This is a genomic window from Flavobacterium amniphilum (assembly GCF_023634845.1).
Lineage (GTDB): Bacteria > Bacteroidota > Bacteroidia > Flavobacteriales > Flavobacteriaceae > Flavobacterium > Flavobacterium amniphilum.
Map to the genome: position 1 here is coordinate 135,244 of NZ_JAMLJL010000010.1, position 23,908 is coordinate 159,151.

The 23,908-nt window shown below is 37.8% G+C and carries 17 protein-coding genes; 9 read left to right on the top strand and 8 right to left on the bottom strand.

Translation table 11 applies throughout. The features are described 5' to 3' along the window. Positions 1–50 precede the first annotated feature (50 nt). The 3 genes from NAT51_RS12705 (at position 51) to NAT51_RS12715 (ending at position 6,322) form a co-directional block, all read left to right on the top strand. On the top strand, positions 51–986 hold the full coding sequence (locus NAT51_RS12705) for a PorP/SprF family type IX secretion system membrane protein (protein ID WP_250598506.1): 936 nt from the start codon (positions 51–53) through the stop codon (positions 984–986). A gap of 16 nt (positions 987–1,002) precedes the next feature. Next, complete coding sequence (locus NAT51_RS12710; RefSeq protein WP_250598508.1) at positions 1,003–2,874, top strand: OmpA family protein; 1,872 nt, start codon at positions 1,003–1,005, stop codon at positions 2,872–2,874. 121 nt (positions 2,875–2,995) lie between these two features. Beyond that, positions 2,996–6,322, top strand: coding sequence for a T9SS type B sorting domain-containing protein (locus NAT51_RS12715; RefSeq protein ID WP_250598510.1), 3,327 nt, complete (start codon positions 2,996–2,998; stop codon positions 6,320–6,322). Between the two features lie 81 nt (positions 6,323–6,403). Here NAT51_RS12715 and NAT51_RS12720 read toward each other — a convergent pair whose 3' ends face one another. The 6 genes from NAT51_RS12720 to NAT51_RS12745 form a co-directional block, all read right to left on the bottom strand. Further along, positions 6,404–8,626, bottom strand: a complete 2,223-nt coding sequence (locus tag NAT51_RS12720) for an NADP-dependent isocitrate dehydrogenase (RefSeq protein ID WP_250598512.1) — start codon at positions 8,624–8,626, stop codon at positions 6,404–6,406. Between the two features lie 117 nt (positions 8,627–8,743). Next, positions 8,744–10,015, bottom strand: coding sequence for an MFS transporter (locus NAT51_RS12725; protein ID WP_317245514.1), 1,272 nt, complete (start codon positions 10,013–10,015; stop codon positions 8,744–8,746). Between the two features lie 13 nt (positions 10,016–10,028). Next, positions 10,029–11,717 (bottom strand): single-stranded-DNA-specific exonuclease RecJ, encoded by a 1,689-nt coding sequence (recJ, locus tag NAT51_RS12730; protein ID WP_250598514.1) that lies wholly within the window; start codon positions 11,715–11,717, stop codon positions 10,029–10,031. A 22-nt stretch (positions 11,718–11,739) separates the two neighbouring features. Next, positions 11,740–12,096, bottom strand: coding sequence for a HopJ type III effector protein (locus NAT51_RS12735; RefSeq protein WP_317245512.1), 357 nt, complete (start codon positions 12,094–12,096; stop codon positions 11,740–11,742). Then, positions 12,086–12,787: a 16S rRNA (cytidine(1402)-2'-O)-methyltransferase gene (gene rsmI / locus NAT51_RS12740; protein ID WP_250598516.1), complete on the bottom strand. Its 702-nt coding sequence runs from the start codon at positions 12,785–12,787 to the stop codon at positions 12,086–12,088. Before rsmI ends, NAT51_RS12735 begins: the two co-directional genes overlap by 11 nt. Next, positions 12,788–13,810: a hypothetical protein gene (locus NAT51_RS12745; protein WP_250598518.1), complete on the bottom strand. Its 1,023-nt coding sequence runs from the start codon at positions 13,808–13,810 to the stop codon at positions 12,788–12,790. 153 nt (positions 13,811–13,963) lie between these two features. Here NAT51_RS12745 and NAT51_RS12750 point away from each other — a divergent pair, with 153 nt between their 5' ends. The 3 genes from NAT51_RS12750 (at position 13,964) to mscL (ending at position 17,531) form a co-directional block, all read left to right on the top strand. Next, positions 13,964–14,605 (top strand): thymidine kinase, encoded by a 642-nt coding sequence (locus NAT51_RS12750; RefSeq protein WP_250598520.1) that lies wholly within the window; start codon positions 13,964–13,966, stop codon positions 14,603–14,605. After that, positions 14,605–17,049, top strand: a complete 2,445-nt coding sequence (locus NAT51_RS12755) for a bifunctional UDP-N-acetylmuramoyl-tripeptide:D-alanyl-D-alanine ligase/alanine racemase (RefSeq protein ID WP_250598522.1) — start codon at positions 14,605–14,607, stop codon at positions 17,047–17,049. The genes NAT51_RS12750 and NAT51_RS12755 overlap by 1 nt, the downstream gene beginning before the upstream one ends. 74 nt (positions 17,050–17,123) lie before the next feature. Beyond that, positions 17,124–17,531: a large-conductance mechanosensitive channel protein MscL gene (gene mscL, locus NAT51_RS12760; RefSeq protein WP_250598524.1), complete on the top strand. Its 408-nt coding sequence runs from the start codon at positions 17,124–17,126 to the stop codon at positions 17,529–17,531. 42 nt (positions 17,532–17,573) lie between these two features. Here mscL and NAT51_RS12765 read toward each other — a convergent pair whose 3' ends face one another. Next, positions 17,574–17,969, bottom strand: a complete 396-nt coding sequence (locus NAT51_RS12765) for a hypothetical protein (RefSeq protein WP_250598526.1) — start codon at positions 17,967–17,969, stop codon at positions 17,574–17,576. Further along, entirely contained in the window at positions 17,962–19,929 is a 1,968-nt protein-coding gene (locus tag NAT51_RS12770; protein ID WP_250598528.1) for a T9SS type A sorting domain-containing protein, read from the bottom strand. Before NAT51_RS12770 ends, NAT51_RS12765 begins: the two co-directional genes overlap by 8 nt. A gap of 243 nt (positions 19,930–20,172) precedes the next feature. Here NAT51_RS12770 and NAT51_RS12775 point away from each other — a divergent pair, with 243 nt between their 5' ends. From NAT51_RS12775 to NAT51_RS12785, 3 genes are all read left to right on the top strand, one after another. Beyond that, complete coding sequence (locus NAT51_RS12775) at positions 20,173–21,162, top strand: aspartate-semialdehyde dehydrogenase (RefSeq protein ID WP_250598535.1); 990 nt, start codon at positions 20,173–20,175, stop codon at positions 21,160–21,162. Between the two features lie 79 nt (positions 21,163–21,241). Beyond that, on the top strand, positions 21,242–21,592 hold the full coding sequence (locus NAT51_RS12780; protein WP_250598537.1) for a hypothetical protein: 351 nt from the start codon (positions 21,242–21,244) through the stop codon (positions 21,590–21,592). 70 nt (positions 21,593–21,662) lie between these two features. Continuing rightward, positions 21,663–23,867 carry a TonB-dependent receptor gene (locus tag NAT51_RS12785; RefSeq protein WP_250598539.1) on the top strand — a complete coding sequence of 735 codons (2,205 nt, stop codon included), beginning with the start codon at positions 21,663–21,665 and terminating at the stop codon, positions 23,865–23,867. Positions 23,868–23,908 lie beyond the last annotated feature (41 nt).

The following is a 23,908-nucleotide window of genomic DNA, read 5'->3' on the forward strand; positions in this document are numbered from 1 at the left end:
ATATGCCATTCAGGCAGACTGTTATTAACAATATAAAGCAATAGCTCACAATGAAAAAAATATATTTAGCCTCGATAGTAATGACGATGTTATGGTTTGATGTAAAGGCACAACAAGACCCGCATTATACACAGTACATGTATAATATGAACGTCATGAATCCTGCTTATGCAGGCTCAAAAGAGAACTTATCAGTTGGATTATTGTACAGACAGCAATGGGTAAACATTGATGGAGCGCCAAAAACAGCTACTTTGTCGGTACACGGTCCTGTAGGTAAGAATGTTGGATTAGGGCTTTCTGTTATTTCAGATAAAATTGGTCCGGTTGATGAAAACAATATTTACGCAGATTTCTCCTATACGTTAAATCTGGGAGGAAATCATAAGCTGGCAATGGGAATCAAGGCGGGAGCAACCTTACACAAAATTGGTTTGTTCTCTGATATCGGTGACGGTCATATCCAGGATTCAGGTGATGCTGCCTTCAGTGAAAATACGAATAAAGCTTATTTGAACATTGGTTCCGGATTGTTTTACTATTCTAAAAACTACTATTTGGCTTTTTCAGTACCAAATATGTTGAACAGTAAGCATCTTGATGTTACTAAAAACGGTCAGGAATACCACTTTGGAAGTGAGACGCAACATTACTTCCTAACGGGCGGTTATGTGTTTAACCTTTCGGAACAAACGAAATTCAAGCCTTCCTTCATGATGAAATCGGCGTTTAGCGCACCTGTATCGTTTGACTTGTCTGCTAACTTTCTGTTTTTTGAAAAGTTTGAAGCAGGAGCAACTTACCGAATGGATGATTCTTTCGGAGCCATGGTGAATTATGCTATTACACCAGGTTTAAGAATTGGGTATGCCTACGATCATATTGTTTCCGATTTAAAAATCGCAGCTACTTCTTCACATGAAGTAATGCTTTTGTTTGATCTGAATTTCCCGAAAAAAGTTTCGATTTCACCAAGATTCTTCTAACCTAAACGACAAAACAATGAAAAAAAGATATATAACAATGGGTTTATTGTTGCTTTTGACGGTAAGTTACGGGCAGGATAAATCTACCGAAAGGGCCGATAAGTTTTTTGAAAGTTACCAATACATCAATGCAATTGGTGAATATTCTAAACTGGCAGGCGGAAAAGGAGCTAACAGCTATGTGTATACAAGACTGGCTGATAGTTATTACAATGTTTTCAATACGGAAGAAGCTGTAAAATGGTATGCAAAAGCTGTTGAAGGAAAAGTTGATCCTGAAACGCATTACCGTTATGCACAATCTTTGAAAACATTAGGGAAATACCATGAAGCCAATCAGCAAATGGATGCTTTTGCCGCACAAATGTCTAATGATTCAAGAGCAATCGAGCATAAATCAAATCCAAATTACATCCCAAGTCTGGGAAGCAAATCGAAACTGTTTGATGTAGCTACAACTAATATTCAAACTAAAACGGAAAGTGATTTCGGTGCGGTATTGGCTAACGATAATACGCTGTATTTTGTGAGTACGCGGAATTCAGGGAATAAGAAGGATAAATGGGCTAACCAGCCCTATGTTGATATTTTTCAATCGGTTAGGGGAGAAGACGGTAATTTGTCTGAACCGAAAGCTGTTAATGAGTTGAATACTGCTTTTCATGACGGTCCGGTAGCCATAAGTGCAGATGGAAACACGATGTTTTTTGCAAGAGACGGTCACAGTGGGGGACAATTCGGAAAAGACAAAAAAAGCAATGTAAAAGTTGGTCAGCAAGGATTGTATAAAGCGGTAAAGGTTGACGGAAAATGGACAAATATCGAAGCATTGCCATTCAACAGTACGGCTTATTCGGTGACACACCCTGCTTTGAGCAAAGACGGAATGACTTTATATTTTGCTTCTAATATGCCGGGAGGATTGGGCGAATCAGATATCTGGAAAGTGTCGGTCGTCGGAAATCAATACGGAAGTCCTCAAAATCTGGGAGATCAGATAAACACACCGGGAAAAGAAAGTTTTCCGTTCGTAACCGGGGATAACGTATTGTATTTTGCTTCATCAGGGAGACAAGGTTTTGGAGGATTGGATGTTTTCAAATCCGACTTGAATTCCTCGGATAAAGCCCAAAATGTGGGAAAACCTGTTAATACCGAAAAAGACGATTTCTCTTTTAGTTTCAACACCACGCTGAATACCGGTTACTTTTCTTCAAACCGAAACGGAACGGATGCTATTTATACCGCAATTCCGGTTTGTAAAGCAGAAGCGATAGCTTTGGTAACCAATAAAAAAACGGGGTTGGTTTTAGCAAACGTGACGGTTGCTATTTTGGATGATAAAGGAAACACAATCACAACAAAACAAACTGATAATTCAGGTAAAGTGAGTTATGATGTGGAATGTAGTGCAGCTTATGAATTCAGGGTTTCAGCCGAAAATTTTGATGCAGCTTCTTATCCGGTTGCAAAAACCAAAGAGGGTGAAAATTTAACAGAAGCAAAATTGTCCCCTGTTGAGGTGATCATCACTGATACCGAAGTGCTGTTGGCTCCGATTTATTTTGAATTCAATAAAAGTAATATCACTGCTCAGGGAGCGGGTGAACTCGATAAGCTAGTAAAAGTTATGAATGATCATCCGTCAATGGTGATCCTTGTTAAATCACATACAGATACCAAAGGACGTGCAGCTTATAACCTGAACCTTTCGGAACAGCGTGCGCAATCTACGGTTCAATACATCATTTCAAAAGGAATATCAAGTAGTAGAATTTCAGGAAAAGGTTTCGGTAGTTCTACACCAAAAATAAATTGCGGTTCAAACTGCACAGATGATGATCATGCTCAAAACAGACGTTCTGAATTCATGATTGTCAACAAGTAAGACTGGTTTTTTTAATTTGTTTTTTAGTTGTGCCCTTCATGTCAGTAAAGCGGCGTGAAGGGCTTTTTTTAAGACTGTTTCATACAGTCGGAAATTATCATTATTTCAAAAAAAGGATGCGATGAGAAAGATGTTTATGTTATTGACAGTGCTGTTTTTTGCTAACATGGGTTTAGCTCAAAATTTGCCAAATGATTGTGGTAATGCAATCATAGTTTGCGGAAATGGTAATTTCAGTTCGAATGCCACAGGTATAGGAAATACACAGGAAGTTTCTTCATGCGGCGGTTCTGAACATAATTCGTTATGGATTAAAATTAATATAGTGCAATCCGGTACATTAGGTATGGACCTGATTCCGAATGATCCTGCGATTGGAGTTGATTATGATTTCTGGGTTTACGGACCAAACAGATCTTGCGGTAGCTTGGGAACACCAATCCGTTGTGCCACATCAAATCCACAGTCTTTGAACGCCGGTAATAATCATACCGGAATGACTTTGCCTAACGGATTTACACAGGTTGGACCGGGAGCCACAAACCCTGGTAACAGTGACGGTTATGTGCGGTCATTGGATGTTTTAGCCGGTCAGTCTTATTATATCGCTATTGACAGGCCGCATGGTGACGGAGGTTTCGAAATACGATGGACGGGCACTGCAACGGCTGGAAGCGGTGCTTTTGCCAGTTCTCCGACGGCAAACAGTATTGGGGAACTTAAAACCTGCAGTGTAACACCGGATGTTGGGATTTTTGATCTTAACTCGGTAAGAAGCCTGATAAACCCAGATTTGGTTAACAATACGGTAAATTTTTATAAAACTTTGGCTAATGCGGTTGACGGTGTTTTGCCGCTTGCGAATTTTATTGCTAATGATCCAGGTGTAAATCCACAAAAAATCTACGCTAAAGTTGTAAATAATACCTCAGGTTGTTTTACGATAACCGATTTCAATTTAAGAGTCTATCCAATTCCTTTAGCTGATATGTCGGTTTCAACGACAAACGTTTGCATGGGAAGTAATGTGGGTGTTACTTTTACCGGTACTCCTGGTGCAACAGTTGAATATAGAATCAACGGCGGAATATTGCAAAGAGGGTTACTTAATGCTTCGGGAATATTTGTATTAACACAAGCTGTTTCTTCGAATACCACTTATACATTGGAAAGTACGCGAATCCTTGATAATAACAACAATACGCTGTGTTCAAGAGTTGAAAATGAAACAATCACAGTTACAACCTATCAAAATACGCCTGTTTTTACACAACTAGCTGCAATTTGTTCGGGAGATGCATTGGCTCCATTGCCAACAACTTCTAACAACGGAATCAATGGATTTTGGTTACCAGCAATCAATAATACAGTCACTACTACTTATACATTTACACCTTCACCGGGTCAATGTGCGGTTCCGGTTACCATGACGATTGATGTGAACCCAACGATTATTCCTGATTTTGCCCAAGTAGCTCCAATTTGTGCGGGTGATGCATTGGCGCCACTGCCTATTACTTCAACTAATGGAGTGACTGGAAGTTGGTCACCTGCAATAAGCAATAACACTACCACAACTTATACGTTTACGCCTTCGGGTGGAGTTTGTACACGTACAGCTTCAATGACTATTGTGGTGAATCAAAAGGTTACACCAACATTCACACAGGTTGGGGCAATATGTTCAGGTCAAATTTTGGCTCCATTGCCAACAATTTCAAACAATGGAGTAAATGGAACCTGGTCACCGTCATTAAACAACGCGTCAACTACAACGTATACATTTACACCGGCAAACGGACAATGTGCTGTCTCAACCACTATGACAGTTACTGTTAATCCTACTCCGGTTTTAAGTGTTACAAATAATAGCCCTTCGATTTGTTCAGGGAATCAGGTTAATGTTTTACTGACTTGTCCCAATGTTCCCGGAGCGACGATCCATTGGCAATATTTGTCGGCTTCAGTTGCTACAGGCGGAACTTCGGGAAGTGGGGTGGGACCAATTTCCTTAACCGATTTAATAACATTGTCAAACACGATTTTAGTACCAACAGTTGTGAGTTTTAATGTTTATGCAGAATCAGGCTGTTCAAGTGCGACCCAGCAGGTTGATATAACAGTTTATCCAAAACCAACTGTGACTTTTACTGTGGCTAATAATACAATTTGTTCAGGTGGTGCGGTATCTATTAATCTTGATTCACCGAATACAGGAGTTACATTTGATTGGACTGTAATACAAACAGGAGTAACCGGTGGAACCAGTCAGACAAATGTCGGGAATTCAGCATCAGCTGAAATAACCAATATTTTAACAGCAACAGGAACTAATTCAGGAACGGTGACGTATACAATCACACCTAAAATGGGTTCTTGCTATGGCGATCCAAAAATGATAACGGTTAATGTAAATCCAATCCCTACGGCTGTTTACGGAAGTAATCCTCCAGCCATATGCAGTGGGCAGAGTGCCTCCATAACAATGTCAAGCCCGAATGGGAATGCAGTATTTCAATGGAGTTTGGTGTTGAATGGAGTGTCTGTGCAGGGTGGAGTTCTTAGTGGAACATCAACTTCTAACACATTTACTATTAGTGATACTTTCACAGCAACCGGTAATGCAATCGGTACTGCCGAATATACTGTTACACCAGTGATGGGTGGCTGTAACGGAATACCAAAAATAGTTACGGTTACAGTAAATCCTTTACCGAGAATAACATTGACCGGTGGAGGAATTTGCCTGGATAAAAATGGTAATGTCTTGAATGCATTTTTATTGGATACCGGTTTGGGCAATACCGGCTACACTTTTATATGGCTACATAATGGAAATGTAATTCCGGGAGCAACAGGTAATACCTATTTAGTTGATCAATTAAGTGAAATTGGTGATTATTCGGTTCAGGTATCCAATGTTTGTACATCCGAAGCTGCGACTGCCACAGTTGAGGCTTTTTATGCAGCGGATCAGGCAAGTTATACCGTAAGTAATTATTTTGCAGAAAATCAAACGATAACCATTACTGTTGTTGGGCAAGGAAGTTATTTATATAGTTTGGACGGAGGCAGTTTTCAAGTCAGTAATGTCTTTTCAAATGTCCCAACAGGTGAACATTATGTGACTATTCATGATACAAACGGATGTACAGATATTTTACTGGAAGATATTTTTACTATTGGATATCCAGAATATTTTACACCGAATGCAGACGGATATCACGATACCTGGAATATTTGGGCGTTGAAAGACCAACCTAATTCAGAAGTAAATATTTTCGATCGTTATGGAAAAGTTCTTAAAACAATCAGACCGGACGGGGAAGGTTGGGACGGAACTTTTAACGGAAATGATTTGCCTTCAACCGATTACTGGTTTACCGTTAAGTTTAATGAAAATAACATTGAAAAAATATTCAGAGCCCATTTCTCTCTAAAGAGATAGCTATATAATTGCAATAAGTTAAGTAAGAAAAAACCACGCAAGTAGCGTGGTTTTTTTGTTGTATATTTTTGATAAATCAGTTTATGCCAATTTAGCTAAAACAGTGTTCAAAGTTTCACTCGGACGCATTGCTTTATCAGTTAATGCAGCAGATGGCTGGTAATAACCTCCAATGTCCTGCGCTTTTCCTTGTGCACCGATTAATTCAGCATCGATTTTGGCTTCGTTTGCAGTTAATTCGGCTGCAATTGGAGCAAATTTAGCTTGCAATTCTGTATCTTTTGTTTGATTTGCCAAAGCCTGAGCCCAGTATAAAGCTAAATAAAAATGAGAACCTCTGTTGTCGATTTCACCAACTTTACGTGCCGGTGATTTATCAGTCGCAAGGAATTTAGCATTAGCTTCATCCAGCGTGTCAGCTAAAATCTGTGCTTTAGGATTATTCTGTGTTTGTGCCAAATGTTCTAAAGACGCTTGTAAGGCAAGGAATTCTCCTAATGAATCCCAACGTAGATATCCTTCCTCCGTGAATTGTTCAACGTGTTTCGGTGCAGAACCTCCGGCTCCTGTTTCAAATAAACCGCCACCGTTCATCAAGGGAACAATTGATAACATTTTTGCAGATGTACCTAATTCCAAAATTGGAAATAAATCGGTTAAATAGTCACGCAATACGTTTCCAGAAACCGAAATGGTATCTTTCCCTTCACGGATTCTGCTCAAAGTTTCTGTCATTGCATCTTTCACATCCATGATACGGATATCAAGACCTGTTGTGTCAAAATCTTTTAAATATTTTTCTACTTTTTTGATGATTTCCCTGTCGTGAGCTCTGTCTTTGTCCAACCAGAAAATTGCCGGAGTGTCAGATAAACGTGCTCTGTTTACAGCCAGTTTAACCCAGTCTTGAATTGGAGCATCTTTGGTTTGACACATTCTGAAAATATCTCCTGCTTCAACATTTTGGGATAATAAAACAGTTCCGTTTTCATCTTCAACTACAACTATACCGGCAGCAGTCATTTGGAAAGTTTTATCATGTGATCCGTATTCTTCTGCTTTTTGTGCCATTAGACCTACATTCGGTACAGATCCCATTGTTTTAGGATCCAATGCACCGTTTGTCTTCATGTCATCAATAACAGCCTGATAGAAACCAGCGTAAGTACGATCCGGAATAATACATACGGTATCTTCTTCTTTGCCTTCTGTATTCCACATTTTACCTCCACTACGTGCTAATGCAGCCATAGAAGCATCTACAATTACATCAGAAGAAACGTGGAAGTTTGTGATTCCTTTATCTGAATTCACCATGGCAACACGCGGACCATTAGCGAAAACGCTTTCAATTGCCGATTTTACTTCAGCTTCTTGTGGGTTTCCGGCTAATTTATCGAATAAATCCTGTAATCCATTGTTCGGATTGATGTCTAATGAACTGAATAAATCAGCATATTTAGTAAAAACAGCTGCGAAGAAAGTTTCTACAATGGCTCCGAAAATAATCGGATCCGAAATTTTCATCATAGTCGCTTTCAAGTGAGCCGAAAGCAATACGTTTTTCTCTTTCGCTTCTGCAATGGCAGTAACAACAAAAGATTTTAAAGCAGTCAGGTTCATTACCGAACTGTCAATTACTTCACCGGCTTTAAGATTTGAAAAATCTTTTAAAACTTTGGTTGAACCGTCATTTCCGTTAAAAACGATTCTGAACTTACTGTCGTTTGCAACAGTCGTTGAGTTTTCCGTTCCGAAAAAATCACCTGAATTCATATGAGCTACGGAAGTTTTACTGTCAGCAGCCCAAGTACCCATTTTGTGTGGGTTTTGTTTTGCGTAGTTTTTTACGGCTTTTGGAGCACGACGGTCTGAATTTCCTTCACGCAAAACAGGATTTACGGCTGATCCCAATACTTTTCCGTATTTGGCTTTGATGTTTTTTTCTTCATCATTTGCCGGTTCCTCAGGGTAGTTTGGAACTGCGAAGCCATGTTTTTGTAATTCCGAAATCGCTTCTTTTAATTGAACGATTGATGCGGAAATATTGGGTAATTTGATGATGTTGGCATCAGGTGTTGTAGCTAACTGACCTAGTTCAGCCAAGTTATCAGCTACTTTCTGATCATCTTTTAAGTATTCAGGAAATTGTGATAAAATTCTTGATGCTACAGAAATGTCTCTCAACTCAATTGCAATGTCAGCCGGAGCTGTGAATGCCTGTACTATTGGTAGAAACGAATGTGTTGCAAGCATTGGAGCTTCATCCGTTAATGTGTAGTGGATTGTCGATTTTTTTGTCATTGTATTTCTATTTCAAAAATGTATGTACGTGTTAAAAAATGAGTAGCAAATATAGTTATTTCAACCCGAAACAATGTTGTGAAAACAATAATAATTAGAAGGTTTTATTGCTGAAATCTAATTTTCGGCTATATCTTTTTCAATATTTAAATTTCTGAACTGAGGTGATTTAACTCCCATTACGAGTACTACAACAATGGTCATGATGCCTCCGAAAACTACGGCCGGAACCACTCCCATCAAGCGTGAAGTCAGTCCGCTTTCAAAGGCGCCAAGTTCATTGGAAGAGCCTACAAATATGGAGTTTACGGAAGAAACCCTTCCACGCATATTGTCCGGTGTATAGAGTTGCAGGACGGTTTGTCTGATTACGACCGAAATACCGTCAGTCACACCACTGAAAAATAAAGCAACAACCGATATCCAGAAGTTTTTTGATATTCCAAAGATGATAATACAAACCCCGAATAAAAATACAGCCGTCAGCAATTTTTTTCCGGCATCCCTGTTCAGTGGCATATGAGTGGCAATCAGCATGGTGATTAATCCTCCTACAGCCGGAGCGGCACGCAGTATACCAAAACCTTCAGAGCCTACTTTTAAGATATCCTGTGCGAATACTGGAATAAGTGCTACTGCACCTCCGAAAAGTACGGCAAACATGTCAAGGGAAATTGAATTCAATATGGTTTTATTTTGGAAAACAAAGGTTATTCCTTCCTTGAGGCTGTTAAGGAAAGGTTCTCCTCGCTTCGGGTTTAAAATTGGTTTTGATTCAATTTGTAAAAGTGCAATTATTCCCAGAATGATGCAGGAAACAACAATTATCATAGAATAATATACACCGATAAAACCAATTGAAAATCCTGCGAATGCGGGTCCGAACACAGCTGCTATTTGCCAGGTTGAACTGCTCCATGCGGCAGCATTCGGTTTCTCTTTGTTTGGAACGATTAATCCCAAAAGGCTGAATACAGAAGGAATGATGAAAGCCCTTGCCACACCGCCCAAAAAAACCAATCCGTAAATGGAGTAAAGGATGAAATTCTTTGAAAGTATTTCTGTTATTTCAGGTTTTGTGACCAGGCACATTAAAATACTGATTATTGCCAATGCCGAAAAACCTTTGACCAGCATACCTTTTTTTTCATTCTGATCAACGATATGTCCGGCAAATAAAGCAAATGCTATTGCAGGAATAACTTCAGCCAGACCTATTAATCCTAATGACCATGGATCTTTTGTTAATCGGTATACTTCCCACTCTATCAGGACAAACTGCATAGACCAGGCTAATACAATACCTAAACGCATGAAAAGGAACCATTTGAATTCTTTAATTTTTAAAGATGAAAACGGATCTTTTTTGTCTTCTTTTTTCACTTTAATGAAGTTTTATAATTTATTTTATATCTCTTAAACGAAGTTGGATGGAAGTGTTGCCGTTCCATTCGTTTTCTTCAATGCTGTATACGGCATCGAATTTTCTGTGCCCTTCGGTTGCAGTTTTCTTTTTGGCCAATCCAAAACCAATTGCGCCAAACCCATTGCTGTTTTCCTGTTTTACATACAAACGCAAATGTTCTTCTTCCTTACCGATGGATTTTCCATATCCGGTATCGTTAAGTCCTTTGGTTATAAAAACCGGACTCATGTTCTCAGGGCCGTGGGGTTCAAATTGCTTTAGTATGCGTATTAATTTTTCATCAATCTGATCCAAATCAATTTCCATATCTATCGAAATTTCAGGTGTCAGTAAATCGGGATGGATGGTTTGTTGGACAATTTCTTCGAATCTATCTTTAAAAGCCAGGTAGTTTTCTTCTTTAAGTGTCATTCCGGCAGCATACATATGTCCGCCGAATTGCTCAAGGAATTCAGAACTTGCCTCTAATGCGTTGTAAATGTCGAAATCTTTTACTGATCGGGCGGAAGCAGCTAATTTATCGCCACTTTTGGTGAAAACAATTGTAGGACGGTAATGGGTTTCAATCAATCGTGAAGCTACTATCCCGATAACACCCTTATGCCAGTCTTCCTGATATACGACAGTTGTAAATTTGTCATTTTCATCATTGGTTTGTATTTGGAGTAAAGCTTCCTGTGTGATTTGTTTGTCTAAATCTTTGCGGTCAACATTAAAACTTTCAATTTGGGCGGCAAATGTAGAAGCTTGCTCCAAATCAAACTCGGTTAGTAATTCAACTGCATAATTTCCGTGTTTGATGCGTCCGGCTGCATTGATTCTGGGTGCAATGATGAAAACAACATCCGTAATGGATAATTTCTGCTTCTTTACATTTTGAATCAAGGCTTTAATTCCTGGTCTGGGATTACTGTTAATTACATCTAACCCGAATTTAGCTAATATGCGGTTTTCGCCGGTAATTGGTACTATATCGGCAGCAATAGCAGTGGCAACTAAATCCAGATAAGGTGTTAAATCTTCAATTGTCTGATTTTGTTTTTGTGCTAAAGCCTGTATCAGTTTGAATCCAACTCCGCAACCACATAATTCTTTATAAGGATAATTACAGTCTTCCTGTTTTGGGTCTAAAACAGCTACGGCGTCCGGTATTTCATTTCCCGGGCGGTGGTGGTCACATATAATAAAGTCAATGTTTTTTTCTTTAGCATAATTAATATGCTCAATAGATTTGATTCCGCAATCCAAAGCGATGATCAAGGAAAAACCGTTGTCATCGGCAAAATCGATTCCCTTATAGGATATGCCATATCCTTCATCATAACGGTCAGGAATATAAGTAGCGATATTCTGGGTGATGGTTTTTAAATAGGATGACATTAGGGAAACTGAAGTTGTACCATCTACGTCATAATCGCCAAAAACCAATATGTTTTCCTGATTTTGGAAAGCAGTTTCAATTCTTTTGACTGCTTTATCCATGTCTTTCATGAGATAAGGGTCGTGTAGGTCCTCCAGATTTGGGCGGAAAAATTGACGCGCTTCTTCATAGGTATTGATTCCTCTTTGTATCAATAAAGAAGCAATAATTTCATCGATTTGTAAGGCGTTTTGTAAGGCTTGTAATTTTTGTTTTTCGGGCTTTGATTTGGTTGTCCAACGCATTTATATTGGGTTTCAGGTTTGGTTATTTGGTTTTGGGGCTTAACGGATTTCCTTCAAAATGAATTCTTTCCCAACCGAATTGCATAAAATTACGGATGTTTTGATGGTCGTTACCAATTGGATTTTCAAGTACGTCTTTAAAATAATAATCACCAAAAAGTCCGAGTGTTTCCTTTTCGCTTAACTGATTCATTTGGGCAAAACTGAAAATCTTACAGGATCCGTTGTTTTCACCTGCATTGTTGGTGTGATTTCCGTTTTTGAAAGTCGTTTGGGTGAAGTCGTAATGTTCGTCTATCACCGTGATGGTTTCATGAAAGCTGACCGAAGTCGGATCTTGCTTCACTTTGTCTAAAAAATGGGCTAAACTATTCATCATCTTTTCTTTTTTCTTTCGTAATTGTTTTTCCGGCTACGCATACCACAATTTCACCTTTCGGAGGTTTGGCTTCAAAGTGTTTTAGTACTTCTGTCGCAGTCCCTCTGACAGTTTCTTCGTGCAGTTTTGATAATTCCCTTGAAACAGAAACCTGTCTGTCAGCTCCGAAATACTGAACAAATTCAGCTAAGGTTTTTACCAGTTTATGTGGTGAAACGTATAAAATCATGGTTCTTGTCTCTTCGGCCAGAGCCAGATATCGGGTTTGGCGTCCTTTTTTATCCGGAAGGAATCCTTCAAAAATAAAACGATCATTCGGTAATCCACTGTTGACCAATGCCGGTACAAAAGCAGTGGCACCTGGTAAGCATTCAACTTCAATCCCGTTTTCAACACAGGCACGTGTCAGTAAAAACCCGGGATCAGAAATTGCCGGAGTTCCTGCGTCACTGATTAAGGCTATGTTTTCACCGCTTTGAATCCGTTTAATGATGTTTTCCACAGTTTTGTGCTCGTTGTGCATATGATGGCTTTGCATGTGCGTGGCTATTTCAAAATGCTTGAGCAGTTTTCCGCTGTTTCGGGTATCTTCGGCAAGGATTAAGTCAACTTCTTTAAGAACTTTGATGGCTCTGAAAGTCATGTCTTCCAAATTGCCGATTGGAGTTGGGACTAAGTATAATTTTGACATTTAGGCAAATTTACTTTCTACAAATTCCATAAAGCGTTCCACAAATTCATCTTTGCCTTTCCAGTCATTGTAGTCAGGTCTGACCATTTCATCAATGAAATTTTTGGCATCTTCAAAATTATCAAAAGTTGAGATTTGTGAAATAACACGGTTTAAATCTACAGTACTTCCGTCAAAAAGATTTTTTTCAAAAGCGATACGGTCGTTCAGGGTAATATTAATTCCCTTGTTCAGTTTGTCGTTTAAGTTGGCAGCCGGTTTCTTTTCTGCTTTTTCGAAAACAGGTTCCCCTATACCGGCGAAAATATCGATTTCCTCTTTCTTCGGTTCTTCTTTTTTTGTATCCTCTTTCTGTGTTTCTACTTTCTTGGTTTCCGCTACTTTTTCTTCGATTATTTTAGAGATTTCCTTTGGAGTCTTGTTGTTGTCCACGCGTTCAAAAACAGGTTCCGGTTGTAAATTGCTTAAAATATCTTCGAACAGGAATTTATGTTTTTCCTCCTTAGGGCTTTCATTTTCAATAGATTTTTCAAGAACTGGCTCTTCTTCTGTTGTAATTTCAGGTTCTTCAACAATTATTACTTCCTCTTCAATTGATTCTTCCTGAATTTCTTCAATGATTGGTTCACTTTCAGTTTCGGGTAAGTCTTCTTTTATTTCTTCGGTAGGAGTTTCGGTAAATACAGGTGATCTTTCTTCTGTTTCTTGTGTAATTGGTTCAGAATTAGCAGAAGTCTTCTCTTCTTTTACTTCTTCCTTAATTTCAACAGTGTCATCTTCTTTTAATTCGGCCACAACTATTTTTTCGTCAAAATCAAAAGCTCTTTCCAGTTTTTCTTCAATTTCACGGATGCCAATGGTAGGTTTTACTCCGTCGAAATTTTCTTCAACAAACAGCAATACCGAAAGTTTCTCATATAACTTTTGCGTTTCATGGTGTAATTCACGAACATCTTCCTTGTTTTTAAGTTTTAAAATACGGTGTGCAATGCTAATTAATTCGGCTTCAAGTTTCTTTTTCATTGGTTTTTCTGTTATGTTTTATTGAAGAGTGTTAAATGGTTATTTTTTTGATAACTTTCTCGAATAAGCTATTTATAGCGTCAGTTTTTTGATATTTTTGTTGTGTTACAAAGTAATAAAAACTATTCATTTTTATCGTTATAAAAATAAAAAATGTTTCTTGAAAATACAGTAAATCATAAAGAACAGTTTGGATGGATTGAAGTAATCTGCGGTTCAATGTTTTCGGGTAAAACCGAAGAGTTGATACGCAGGCTGAAACGTGCCCAGTTTGCCAAACAGAAAGTAGAAATATTCAAACCTTCGATAGATACCCGTTACGATGATGAAATGGTCGTTTCCCATAACAAAAACGAGATTCGTTCGACGCCTGTTCCAGCTGCAGCTAATATTCGTATCTTAGCGCAAGGCTGTGACGTGGTCGGGATTGATGAGGCACAGTTTTTTGATGATGAAATTGTCGCTGTCTGCAACGATTTGGCCAACACCGGTATCCGGGTTATTGTGGCTGGATTGGACATGGATTTCAAAGGAAACCCTTTTGGTCCGATGCCTGCTTTGATGGCTACGGCTGAATATGTGACTAAAGTACACGCAGTATGCACCCGAACGGGAAATTTAGCACATTACAGTTTCCGTAAAGCGGCCAGTGACAGTCTGGTGCTTCTGGGTGAAACCGAAGAGTATGAGCCGTTAAGCCGTGCTGCCTATTTTAATGCGATGCGTAATAATATAGAAGTGGTTGACGAAGAGATAGTTAACCGGAAAGAAGAAGAAAACGAAAAAGATCAATAATGGGTGTTATAATTAAGGACATTATTCAAAGTATACAAGCCGAAACTAATTTTGAAAAAGTTTCTGATCTTATAGACAATGTTTCGATAGACAGCCGTTCCCTTCAAAACAATAATAAAACCTTATTTTTTGCCTTAGTCGGGCCACATCACGACGCCCATATTTATATCGAGGATTTAATTACCAAAGGAGTTCATTATTTTGCAGTGAATTATATTCCCGAAGGATTAAACTCACGCGCAAATTTTCTGATTGTTCCTAATACTTTACAGGCGTTACAGGATTTTGCAGCCTACTATCGCAGTTTGTTTCATTTTCCAATTATCGGAATCACGGGAAGTAACGGAAAAACCATTGTAAAAGAATGGCTTAATTTTTTACTGGGCCCGGATTATAATATTATCAGAAGTCCGAAGAGTTATAATTCGCAGGTTGGAGTACCGTTGTCTGTTATTGGGATTAATACCTATCATAATTTCGGAATTTTTGAAGCAGGAATTTCGACTGTGGGAGAGATGGTGCATTTGCAGAAAATTATCAAACCTACGATTGGAATTCTGACTAATATTGGGTCTGCACATGATGAAGGATTTGCTGATCTTTCGCAAAAAATAAAAGAAAAACTGAAGCTCTTTAAGGATGTTGAGGTTTTAATACTGAATAAAAATAAAACAATTGAAGCTTTTATTAAGTCTGATACCAAAATCTTTACCTGGAGTACACAGGACAAAACGGCCGATGTTTTTATTCAGAAAAAAGTAATAGATGATCATTCGGAGTTGAGCATTACCTGTAAGGGATTGTGTTTTAAAATTTCGATTCCTTTCACGGATGAAGCATCAATCGAAAACAGCATGCATTGTATTTTAACCATGCTTTACCTGAAATACTCGGTTGAAACAATAGAAGAACGTGTAAAAGAATTGTTTCCGGTGGAAATGCGTCTGAAGGTTAAAAACGGAATCAACAACTGCACATTGATTGATGATAGTTACAGTTCCGATTTTCAATCCTTAAAAATAGCTTTGGATTTCCTGGAAAGTCAGAAACAGCATAAAAAGAGAACTCTTATTTTATCAGATATTTTTCAATCGGGTTTAACCGAAGAAGAGTTGTATTCCAGAGTTTCGCATTTAATTGTTTCACATAAAATCAACCGTGTTTTCTGTATTGGGGAAACGGTTTCAAAGTTTAAAAATAAATTCCTGAATGCTATTTCGTTTCTGACTACCGAAGATTTTATCAAAGCTTTTGAAAATCTTCATTTTATAAATGAAACGGTTTTGATTAAAGGTTCGCGCCAATTTGAGTTTGAGAACATTGTGTCGCTTCTGGAAGAGAAAACACATGAAACGGTTTTGGATATCAATCTGAACGCGATTAGTCATAATCTGAATTATTTTAAATCAAAGCTTCATCCGAAAACCAAACTGATGATCATGGTGAAGGCATTTGGTTATGGGAGTGGAAGTTATGAAATTGCGAAACTTTTGGCACATCATAAAGTTGATTATTTAGGTGTGGCTTTCGCTGATGAAGGTATCGAATTACGGAAAGCGGGTATCGAATTGCCTATTTTGGTCATGAATCCTGAAATGACCAGTTTTCATTCGATTATCCAATACAATTTAGAACCCGAAATTTACAATATCAGAGGATTGAAGGCATTCCTTAAAATTGCTGATGAAAAACATTTGCAAGATTATCCGGTCCATATCAAAATCAATACAGGAATGAACCGGTTAGGTTTTGATACTGAAATATTGCCCGAATTGATTTCTGTTCTTAAGCAAACTAAACGAATTGATATTAAGAGTATTATGTCACATCTCGCATCCAGCGATGTGCCTGGTCACAGAGATTTTACGTTGCAACAGATAGCAGATTTTGAGAGAGATTCGACGACACTCATGAGTGAATTGAATATCAAGCCAATCCGTCATATTTGTAATACATCGGGAATTAGTAATTACCCTCAGGCTCAATTTGATATGGTTCGTTTGGGTATTGGTTTATATGGTGTGTCAAACGAAGAAGACGAACAGTTGAAATTGGAAAATGTTGGCACACTGAAATCGGTTATTTCGCAGATAAGAGTTATAGAAGCAGGTGAAAGTGTGGGATATGTACGCCGTTTTATGGCTGATAGCACGACTAAAGTCGCTACAATACCAATTGGTTATGCAGACGGGATTTCCAGACTTTGGGGTAATGGAGTCGGATATGTGACAATAAACGGAAAAAGAGCTCCTATTATTGGCAGTATTTGTATGGATATGTTAATGATAAATGTTACGGGAATTAATTGTGTTGAAGGAAGTGAAGTGGTTATTTTTGGTAATGATCCTTCGGTGATTGATATAGCCAAAGCAACGAGTACGATTCCGTATGAAATCCTGACAAGTATTTCAGCAAGAGTTAAAAGGGTTTTCTATAGAGAGTAAAAAATGTGTTTTATTGGATAAAATTGTTAAATTAGCTAATCGAGTAAAATTAACTAACCAAAAAACAAGTAAGTATGGGATTTATTTCAGAATTTAAGGAGTTTGCCATGAAAGGTAATCTGGTCGACATGGCAATCGGTTTTGTGATGGGAGCTGCGTTTACCAAGTTAACAACGGCTTTTGTTGAAAAAATGTTCGCACCGGTAGTGGGATTGTTGCTTGGAGGTATTGATTTGGCAGACAAGAAGATTGTTTTGAAAGAAGCAGTTTTGGATGCAGCTGGTAAAGAAACAGCACCGGCTGTTTCCATTGAATGGGGATTATTCGCTACTGCAGTAATTGACTTTATTATTGTTGCTTTTGTAATGTTCTTAATCATTAAAGCAATGAACAAAATGAAAAAACCGGAAGTTACGGCTCCGCCTGCAGGTCCGACCCAAGAAGAATTACTGACACAAATTCGAGATTTATTAAAAAAATAAACCTGATATAATGAAAAAGGAGGACGTTAAATCCTCCTTTTTTTATGCTCTGACTTTGAGCCAGTTTTTAACTTTGTCCGGTATTCCTAAAGTGAGTAATAAGACTAAAGGCAAGCACCAGTTTGCTGATCGTTCTACGAATTCAACAAATTCCTGACCAGAAATCGGCCGACTTAAAGCTGTGGCAAATGCCCATAATACAGCCCATAAGACTACAATCCTGATTGGAAATATCAAAACAAAGAAAGCAACAATGATATCCAGAACGCCGATATACGGCATCAGGAAAATAGCTTGTTCTTCACTAAAACCAAAACAGGTTAATAATGGTATCCATTTCGGGTTTATGCCCAAAGCGACTATGCCATGACCCAGATAAGTGCCAAAAACACCTATCCGGGCACATTTTTCCACAATGTTTATGATATTTTTATTCACGTACTAGTATTGAACTGTCTTTTTGGTTTTCCATTTGGATTTCAAAAACATAAACTCCCGGTTTTAATGTTGAACCATTGTAAGTGTATGTGAAATCTGTTGCTGGTTTATTTGTTTTTTCGGTTGTAATCAAATTTCCTTTCACATCATAAATACTAATGATGGCTTCTCCGGTGTTTGGAGAGGAATATTCGACTTTAAAAGAATCTTTAACCGGATTAGGATAAACTTTAATCGGATAGAAGATTTGCTTTTGGGCTTGCTTCGCAGAATTAGGTTTGTTGATGCAGAAATTGTCAATTACTACGTTAGTATCGTCGTAAACAGTACCACAAAGTGTAGTGCCCGTTACATCAAATATAACATAATGATAATCTGATTTGAAAGCCTGTAAGAAAGATGAACTTCCTGCTGTGTACAAAGGAGCACCGGCACCACCGCAAACTACCTGACATCTTCCTTCAGTTGGCTGACTTCCATAATTTGCAACAGGAGATGATGTGCTTACATTTCGGTTTATGGGTTTGAAACGCTCATACAAATGATCGTGACCTGTTAGAATTAAGTCAACACCGTAATCGTCAAAAGCTTTGAACCATGTGTTCCAATAGGCATCCATTTCGCCTGCATGTGGACCGACTGTATAAAAAGGTCGGTGGAACGAAATAATTTTCCACTTTTTTGATGCATTTGCGGCTAAAGTAGACTTAAGCCAGTTGTATTGAGTAACATCCGAAGGTGTTTCTGAATTTAAACAAATGAAAACAGTTTCTCCATATTCAACCGAATAGTATAATTCAGTTTGCGGAGTGTTGTTTTTTGGTAAATCAAAAATATTCTGGTAATAAGAAGCTGATGCAACATCGTGATTTCCCTGTGCATGTAAAATAAGTCTGTTGTTGATTAAGTTGGTTCCGTTGTCAAACCAGGCATCCCATTGAGATGCTGAACTTCCGGTATCAACTATATCTCCGTTAAATACCACAAATGCCGGATTTCTGTTATTGGTTAAAGTTGAAATGGTATTCCAAACGCCTACATTGGTTCTGCTATCACCAACAGCTGCAAATTTGAATGTATCAGTAGTAGTTGGTGGAGTGGTGGTAAATGTTTTTTGTGCGCTCCACACACCCGAAACAGAATCAAATAAAGAGTAATATATTGTTGCGTTTGCAGTTAATATTCCCGGGAAAGTGAAACTGAAAAATTTGTTGGTTGATGACGAATATCCTGAGCGGGATGTAACATTGCTGGTTCCTTGCTCGTAAGTAGTGGTATAGCCCCATTTAATCTGGTCAGTTGTAGCTGCTGTTGAGTTTGTCCAAGATACAGTCAATCCTTCCAATGGATTTTTTGTTGTGCCCCATCTGATATGTTTTTGTGTAACTGAAGGTGGTGCTGATGTATTACCTTTCAATTCTAAATCAAAACTAATGTCTGAACTGTTTTTTGCGTTTTGATGAATTTCCACGGCAATGGTGTTGCTTCCGGAAACAAATGTATTAGCAGGTAGTGTTGCTGACTGGAATGTTCCTCCATCGTCACTGGCTAAAGTTGCTAAAGTTGTATAACCGGCACTGGCAGCTAGGTTATTCCTGTATATTTCGGTTCCGTTTACATAAACTGCTACACCATCATCTCTTTTTACACGTAAGGTGTAATTTAGAAATTGGCTTGGGTTTGTTACCGAAAAGGTTTTTCTGAAATAAGTTGTGACATATCTGTTTGATGTGCTTGTACCATAGCTGACTACTGTCGCTTCGTCCCCGTCACCATAACCCAGTTGGGCGTTTCCTTGTTTCCAACTGGTTTCGTTGATTGTTGTGGCTCTCCACGCGGTACCCTGATTGGTACCGTTATCTAGGTATTTCCAACTTGATCCGGTACTGACTAAAGTTGTTTGGCCAATAGACATACTGTACATCCCCATGCACAGCAGTAAAAAATAAATTCTTTTCATAGTTTTTAGTTTTTTAGTTGCCGCTAAAATATTAAAATAAGAATTTTCTTAACTTTATTATTTTGTTATTCTTTTGTAAATCAATGGGTTTATTTTGGTATCCGACGTTAATAATATTTTTTGTAATTTTTTTTCACATAAAAATGAAAAATTATAACATTTTGTTAAATTTTGTTATTGTGTATTTAGAAACCAAATATTAATTACTTTTGTGGTGTCAAAATTTAAACACACACATTTAAGATGAAAGTAGCCGTTGTAGGTGCTACCGGTATGGTAGGAGAAGTAATGCTTCAAGTATTAGCAGAAAGAAATTTCCCGATAACTGAATTGATTCCTGTTGCCTCAGAAAGGTCAGTAGGGAATGAAATCGAATTTAAGGGTAAAAAGTATAAGGTGGTTGGTATGCAAACTGCAATCGACATGAAACCGGCTATTGCAATCTTTTCGGCTGGTGGTGATACTTCAAAGGAATGGGCTCCTAAATTTGCTGAAGCCGGTACTACCGTAATCGATAATTCTTCAGCATGGAGAATGGATCCGACTAAAAAATTGGTTGTTCCGGAAATCAATGCTTCAGTTTTGACTAAAGAAGATAAAATTATTGCAAATCCAAACTGTTCGACCATTCAAATGGTTATGGTATTGGCACCATTGCATAAGATATATGATATTAAACGTGTAGTTGTTTCTACTTATCAGTCAATAACAGGAACCGGTGTGAAAGCTGTTCGTCAGCTGGAAAATGAGTATGACGGTGTTAAAGGCGATATGGCTTATAAATACCAAATTCATCGTAACGCGATTCCTCAATGTGATGTTTTTGAAGAGAACGATTATACGAAGGAAGAAATGAAATTAGTACGTGAGACTCAAAAAATCTTGGATGACAAAACGATAGCTGTAACGGCTACTGCTGTTAGAATTCCGGTTGTAGGCGGTCACAGCGAGGCGGTTAATGTTGAGTTTGAGAATGATTTTGAAGTGGGTAACGTACGTCAAATTTTGCATCAGACAGAAGGAGTAACGGTTCAGGATAACGTAGATACATTTACTTTCCCGATGCCTTTATATGCACAAGGTAAAGATGATGTTTTCGTAGGTAGAATACGTCGTGACGGAAGTCAGCCAAACACATTGAATATGTGGATCGTCGCCGATAATTTACGTAAAGGGGCAGCTACAAATGCTGTACAGATTGCTGAATATCTGGTAGCTAACAATCTGGTTTAAGTTTTAGGAAATAGAAAAATTGAATCCGTTTGACTTTTTGTTGAACGGATTTATTTTTTGTTTTATATATTTGTTCTGAATGAAAAAGAAAATCTTCATATTGAACTATTCTTTGGTACTGACGGTGCTTTTTGGCGTACTGTTTCAGTCATTGCATTCATTCGAGCATTTGGTCGAGCAATTAACAACTGAGCATTGCAACCATAAATACCATACCGGAAAAACCGAATTCACACACAGCCATCATGATTTTGATGATTGTTTTGTCTGTGAATATTCATTCAGTAATTACATTCCAACCGAATTTTTCTCGTTTGAGTTTAAAATTCCGGTTTACAATACTATCAGTTTGTTTGGTTACAGTGAAAAATTAGTTTTTTTCTCTGGTAGTATAATCAAATCCCGCGGACCGCCTTCTTTTATTGTTTAAGCTATTTTTTAGGATTTCCAATCGCTTTTGGATTTCCACGTTTCTATTTAAACAATAATCATTAAAATCAATGAAATCATTTATTATATCCCTATTCATAGGGTTCTCGTTGTTTGTGCAGGCACAAACAAGCATTTCAGGTATTGTATCTGATGAAAATAAGAACGTTTTAGAAGGTGTTACAGTCCATATTCCCGAATTGCATATTGAAGCAAAAACAAATGAGCAGGGTAAATACCAAATAAAGAACCTGCCTTCCGGTAGTTTTACCATTATTTTTTCACATCCAAAATTTGACAATAACACATCCACTATACAGCTAAACGAAACCGAAATCATTTACGACATGGTCTTAACCGAAGAGCATACACATCATATTGATGAGGTCGTCGTATCGACGGTTTTCAATAAAATGCAGTCGCAAAATGTAATGAAGGTTGAAAATCAAAAAATTAAGCAATTAAAGCAAAAAGGTGCAGCAACACTTATTGAAGGTCTGGCTACAATTCCGGGTGTTGCTAATATTTCCACCGGTACATCTATAGGAAAACCGGTTATCAGAGGATTGAGTGGAAACAGGGTTTTGGTTTACACCCAAGGTGTGCGCCTTGAAAACCAACAGTTTGGTGAAGAACATGGATTAGGATTGAACGACAGCGGTATTGAAAGTGTTGAAGTAATCAAAGGTCCTGCATCCTTGCTTTATGGTTCAGATGCTCTTGGAGGTGTTTTGTTTTTTAATCCCGAAAAGTTTGCAAATCCTAATTCGTATTCGGCAGATTTTAGTCAGAAGTTTTTCAGTAATACATTGGGAAGCAGTACTAATTTCGGATTGAAGACGTCTTCCGAAAAATGGAAATTTTTGGCAAGGGGAGGTTATAACACCCATGTTGATTATCAAATGCCAAATAGCAACAGGGTTACTAATTCCCGTTTTGAAGAAACCGATTTTAAAACCGGAATAAGTTATAACGGGACAAAATTTACTTCAACTTTCCGCTATAATATAAATTTACTGTCACTTGGATTGCCGGAAGAAATTGGACAGAATACAACTATCAGGAATCCTGATTTTCCAAGGCAGGGTGTATTAAGTCAAATCGCAAGTTTGCACAACAAAATATTTTTCAAAAATTCGAAGCTAAATCTTGATTTCGGATATATAGCCAATGACCGTAAAGAATTTGAAGACAGCCTTAAACCAATTTTGGAAATGGATTTGAAAACGTTCAATTTCGATGCGAAATATGAATTTCCTAAAATGGGAAAATTTGAAACTATTGTTGGTTTGCAGGGAATGAATCAGACAAATGTAAATTCCGGGGAAGAAATTTTAATTCCTGATGCAAGGATAAATGATTTGGGTGTTTTGGCTACTACTAACTATTCCTGGAAGAAAAATGTGTTTCAGGCAGGATTTCGTTTCGATAACAGATGGATTGAGACAGAAACCCATGGAATTTCAGGAGAAGAAGGTTATTTTGAAGCAATTGATAAGAAATTCAACAGTTTTAATGCGTCATTGGGTTGTAAAACTTCAATTACCGATAATTTAACTGTACGTTTGAATGTGGCTTCTGGATTTAGGGCGCCAAATTTAGCTGAATTAACTTCAAATGGTGTTCACGAAGGGAGTAACCGTTATGAAATTGGTAACCCAAATCTGAAAAATGAGCAAAATATTCAAACCGATTTGAATTTTGAATATGGAAATAAACATTTTGAATTCTTTGTAAATGGATTTTACAACAAAATCAATAATTACATCTTTATTGCGCCAAACGGCAATGTGATCGACGGCAATGATGTATATGATTATGTACAGGCAGATGCCAATCTTTATGGTGGTGAAGCAGGAATTCATCTGCATCCGCATCCAATAGACTGGCTTCACATTACCAGTAGCTTTGAATCGGTTACCGGTAAAAAGAATAATGGCGATTACCTGCCTTTGATTCCTTCAAATAAATGGAGTAATACATTTAAAACTGATTTTGAGTTGAAATGGTTAAAATCAGGATATGCGTCATTGAATCTGGATACATTTTTGTCCCAAAATAAAGTTGGATTGTTCGAAACCAAAACAGGAGAGTATTCTTTGTTGAATTTCGGATTAGGCGGAAATATTAATTTGGCTAAGTTTAAATGCGAATTGAGTTTTAGTGCAAATAATATTCTGAACCGTGAGTATGTATCGCATTTATCACGTTTAAAAGCTGATGGAATTCCAAATATTGGCAGGAATTTAATTGTAGGGTTGAATTTTAATTTATAACAAATAATAGGTTTTTTGTTATGAATGAGAAGTAAGTGTCT

Coding starts and splice junctions, on each gene's coding strand:
- NAT51_RS12705 (WP_250598506.1), top strand. CDS start 51: ATGAAAAAAATATATTTAGCCTCGATAGTAATGACGATGTTATGGTTT.
- NAT51_RS12710 (WP_250598508.1), top strand. CDS start 1,003: ATGAAAAAAAGATATATAACAATGGGTTTATTGTTGCTTTTGACGGTA.
- NAT51_RS12715 (WP_250598510.1), top strand. CDS start 2,996: ATGAGAAAGATGTTTATGTTATTGACAGTGCTGTTTTTTGCTAACATG.
- NAT51_RS12720 (WP_250598512.1), bottom strand. CDS start 8,626: ATGACAAAAAAATCGACAATCCACTACACATTAACGGATGAAGCTCCA.
- recJ (WP_250598514.1), bottom strand. CDS start 11,717: ATGCGTTGGACAACCAAATCAAAGCCCGAAAAACAAAAATTACAAGCC.
- NAT51_RS12735 (WP_317245512.1), bottom strand. CDS start 12,096: ATGATGAATAGTTTAGCCCATTTTTTAGACAAAGTGAAGCAAGATCCG.
- rsmI (WP_250598516.1), bottom strand. CDS start 12,787: ATGTCAAAATTATACTTAGTCCCAACTCCAATCGGCAATTTGGAAGAC.
- NAT51_RS12745 (WP_250598518.1), bottom strand. CDS start 13,810: ATGAAAAAGAAACTTGAAGCCGAATTAATTAGCATTGCACACCGTATT.
- NAT51_RS12750 (WP_250598520.1), top strand. CDS start 13,964: ATGTTTCTTGAAAATACAGTAAATCATAAAGAACAGTTTGGATGGATT.
- NAT51_RS12755 (WP_250598522.1), top strand. CDS start 14,605: ATGGGTGTTATAATTAAGGACATTATTCAAAGTATACAAGCCGAAACT.
- mscL (WP_250598524.1), top strand. CDS start 17,124: ATGGGATTTATTTCAGAATTTAAGGAGTTTGCCATGAAAGGTAATCTG.
- NAT51_RS12770 (WP_250598528.1), bottom strand. CDS start 19,929: ATGAAAAGAATTTATTTTTTACTGCTGTGCATGGGGATGTACAGTATG.
- NAT51_RS12775 (WP_250598535.1), top strand. CDS start 20,173: ATGAAAGTAGCCGTTGTAGGTGCTACCGGTATGGTAGGAGAAGTAATG.
- NAT51_RS12780 (WP_250598537.1), top strand. CDS start 21,242: ATGAAAAAGAAAATCTTCATATTGAACTATTCTTTGGTACTGACGGTG.
- NAT51_RS12785 (WP_250598539.1), top strand. CDS start 21,663: ATGAAATCATTTATTATATCCCTATTCATAGGGTTCTCGTTGTTTGTG.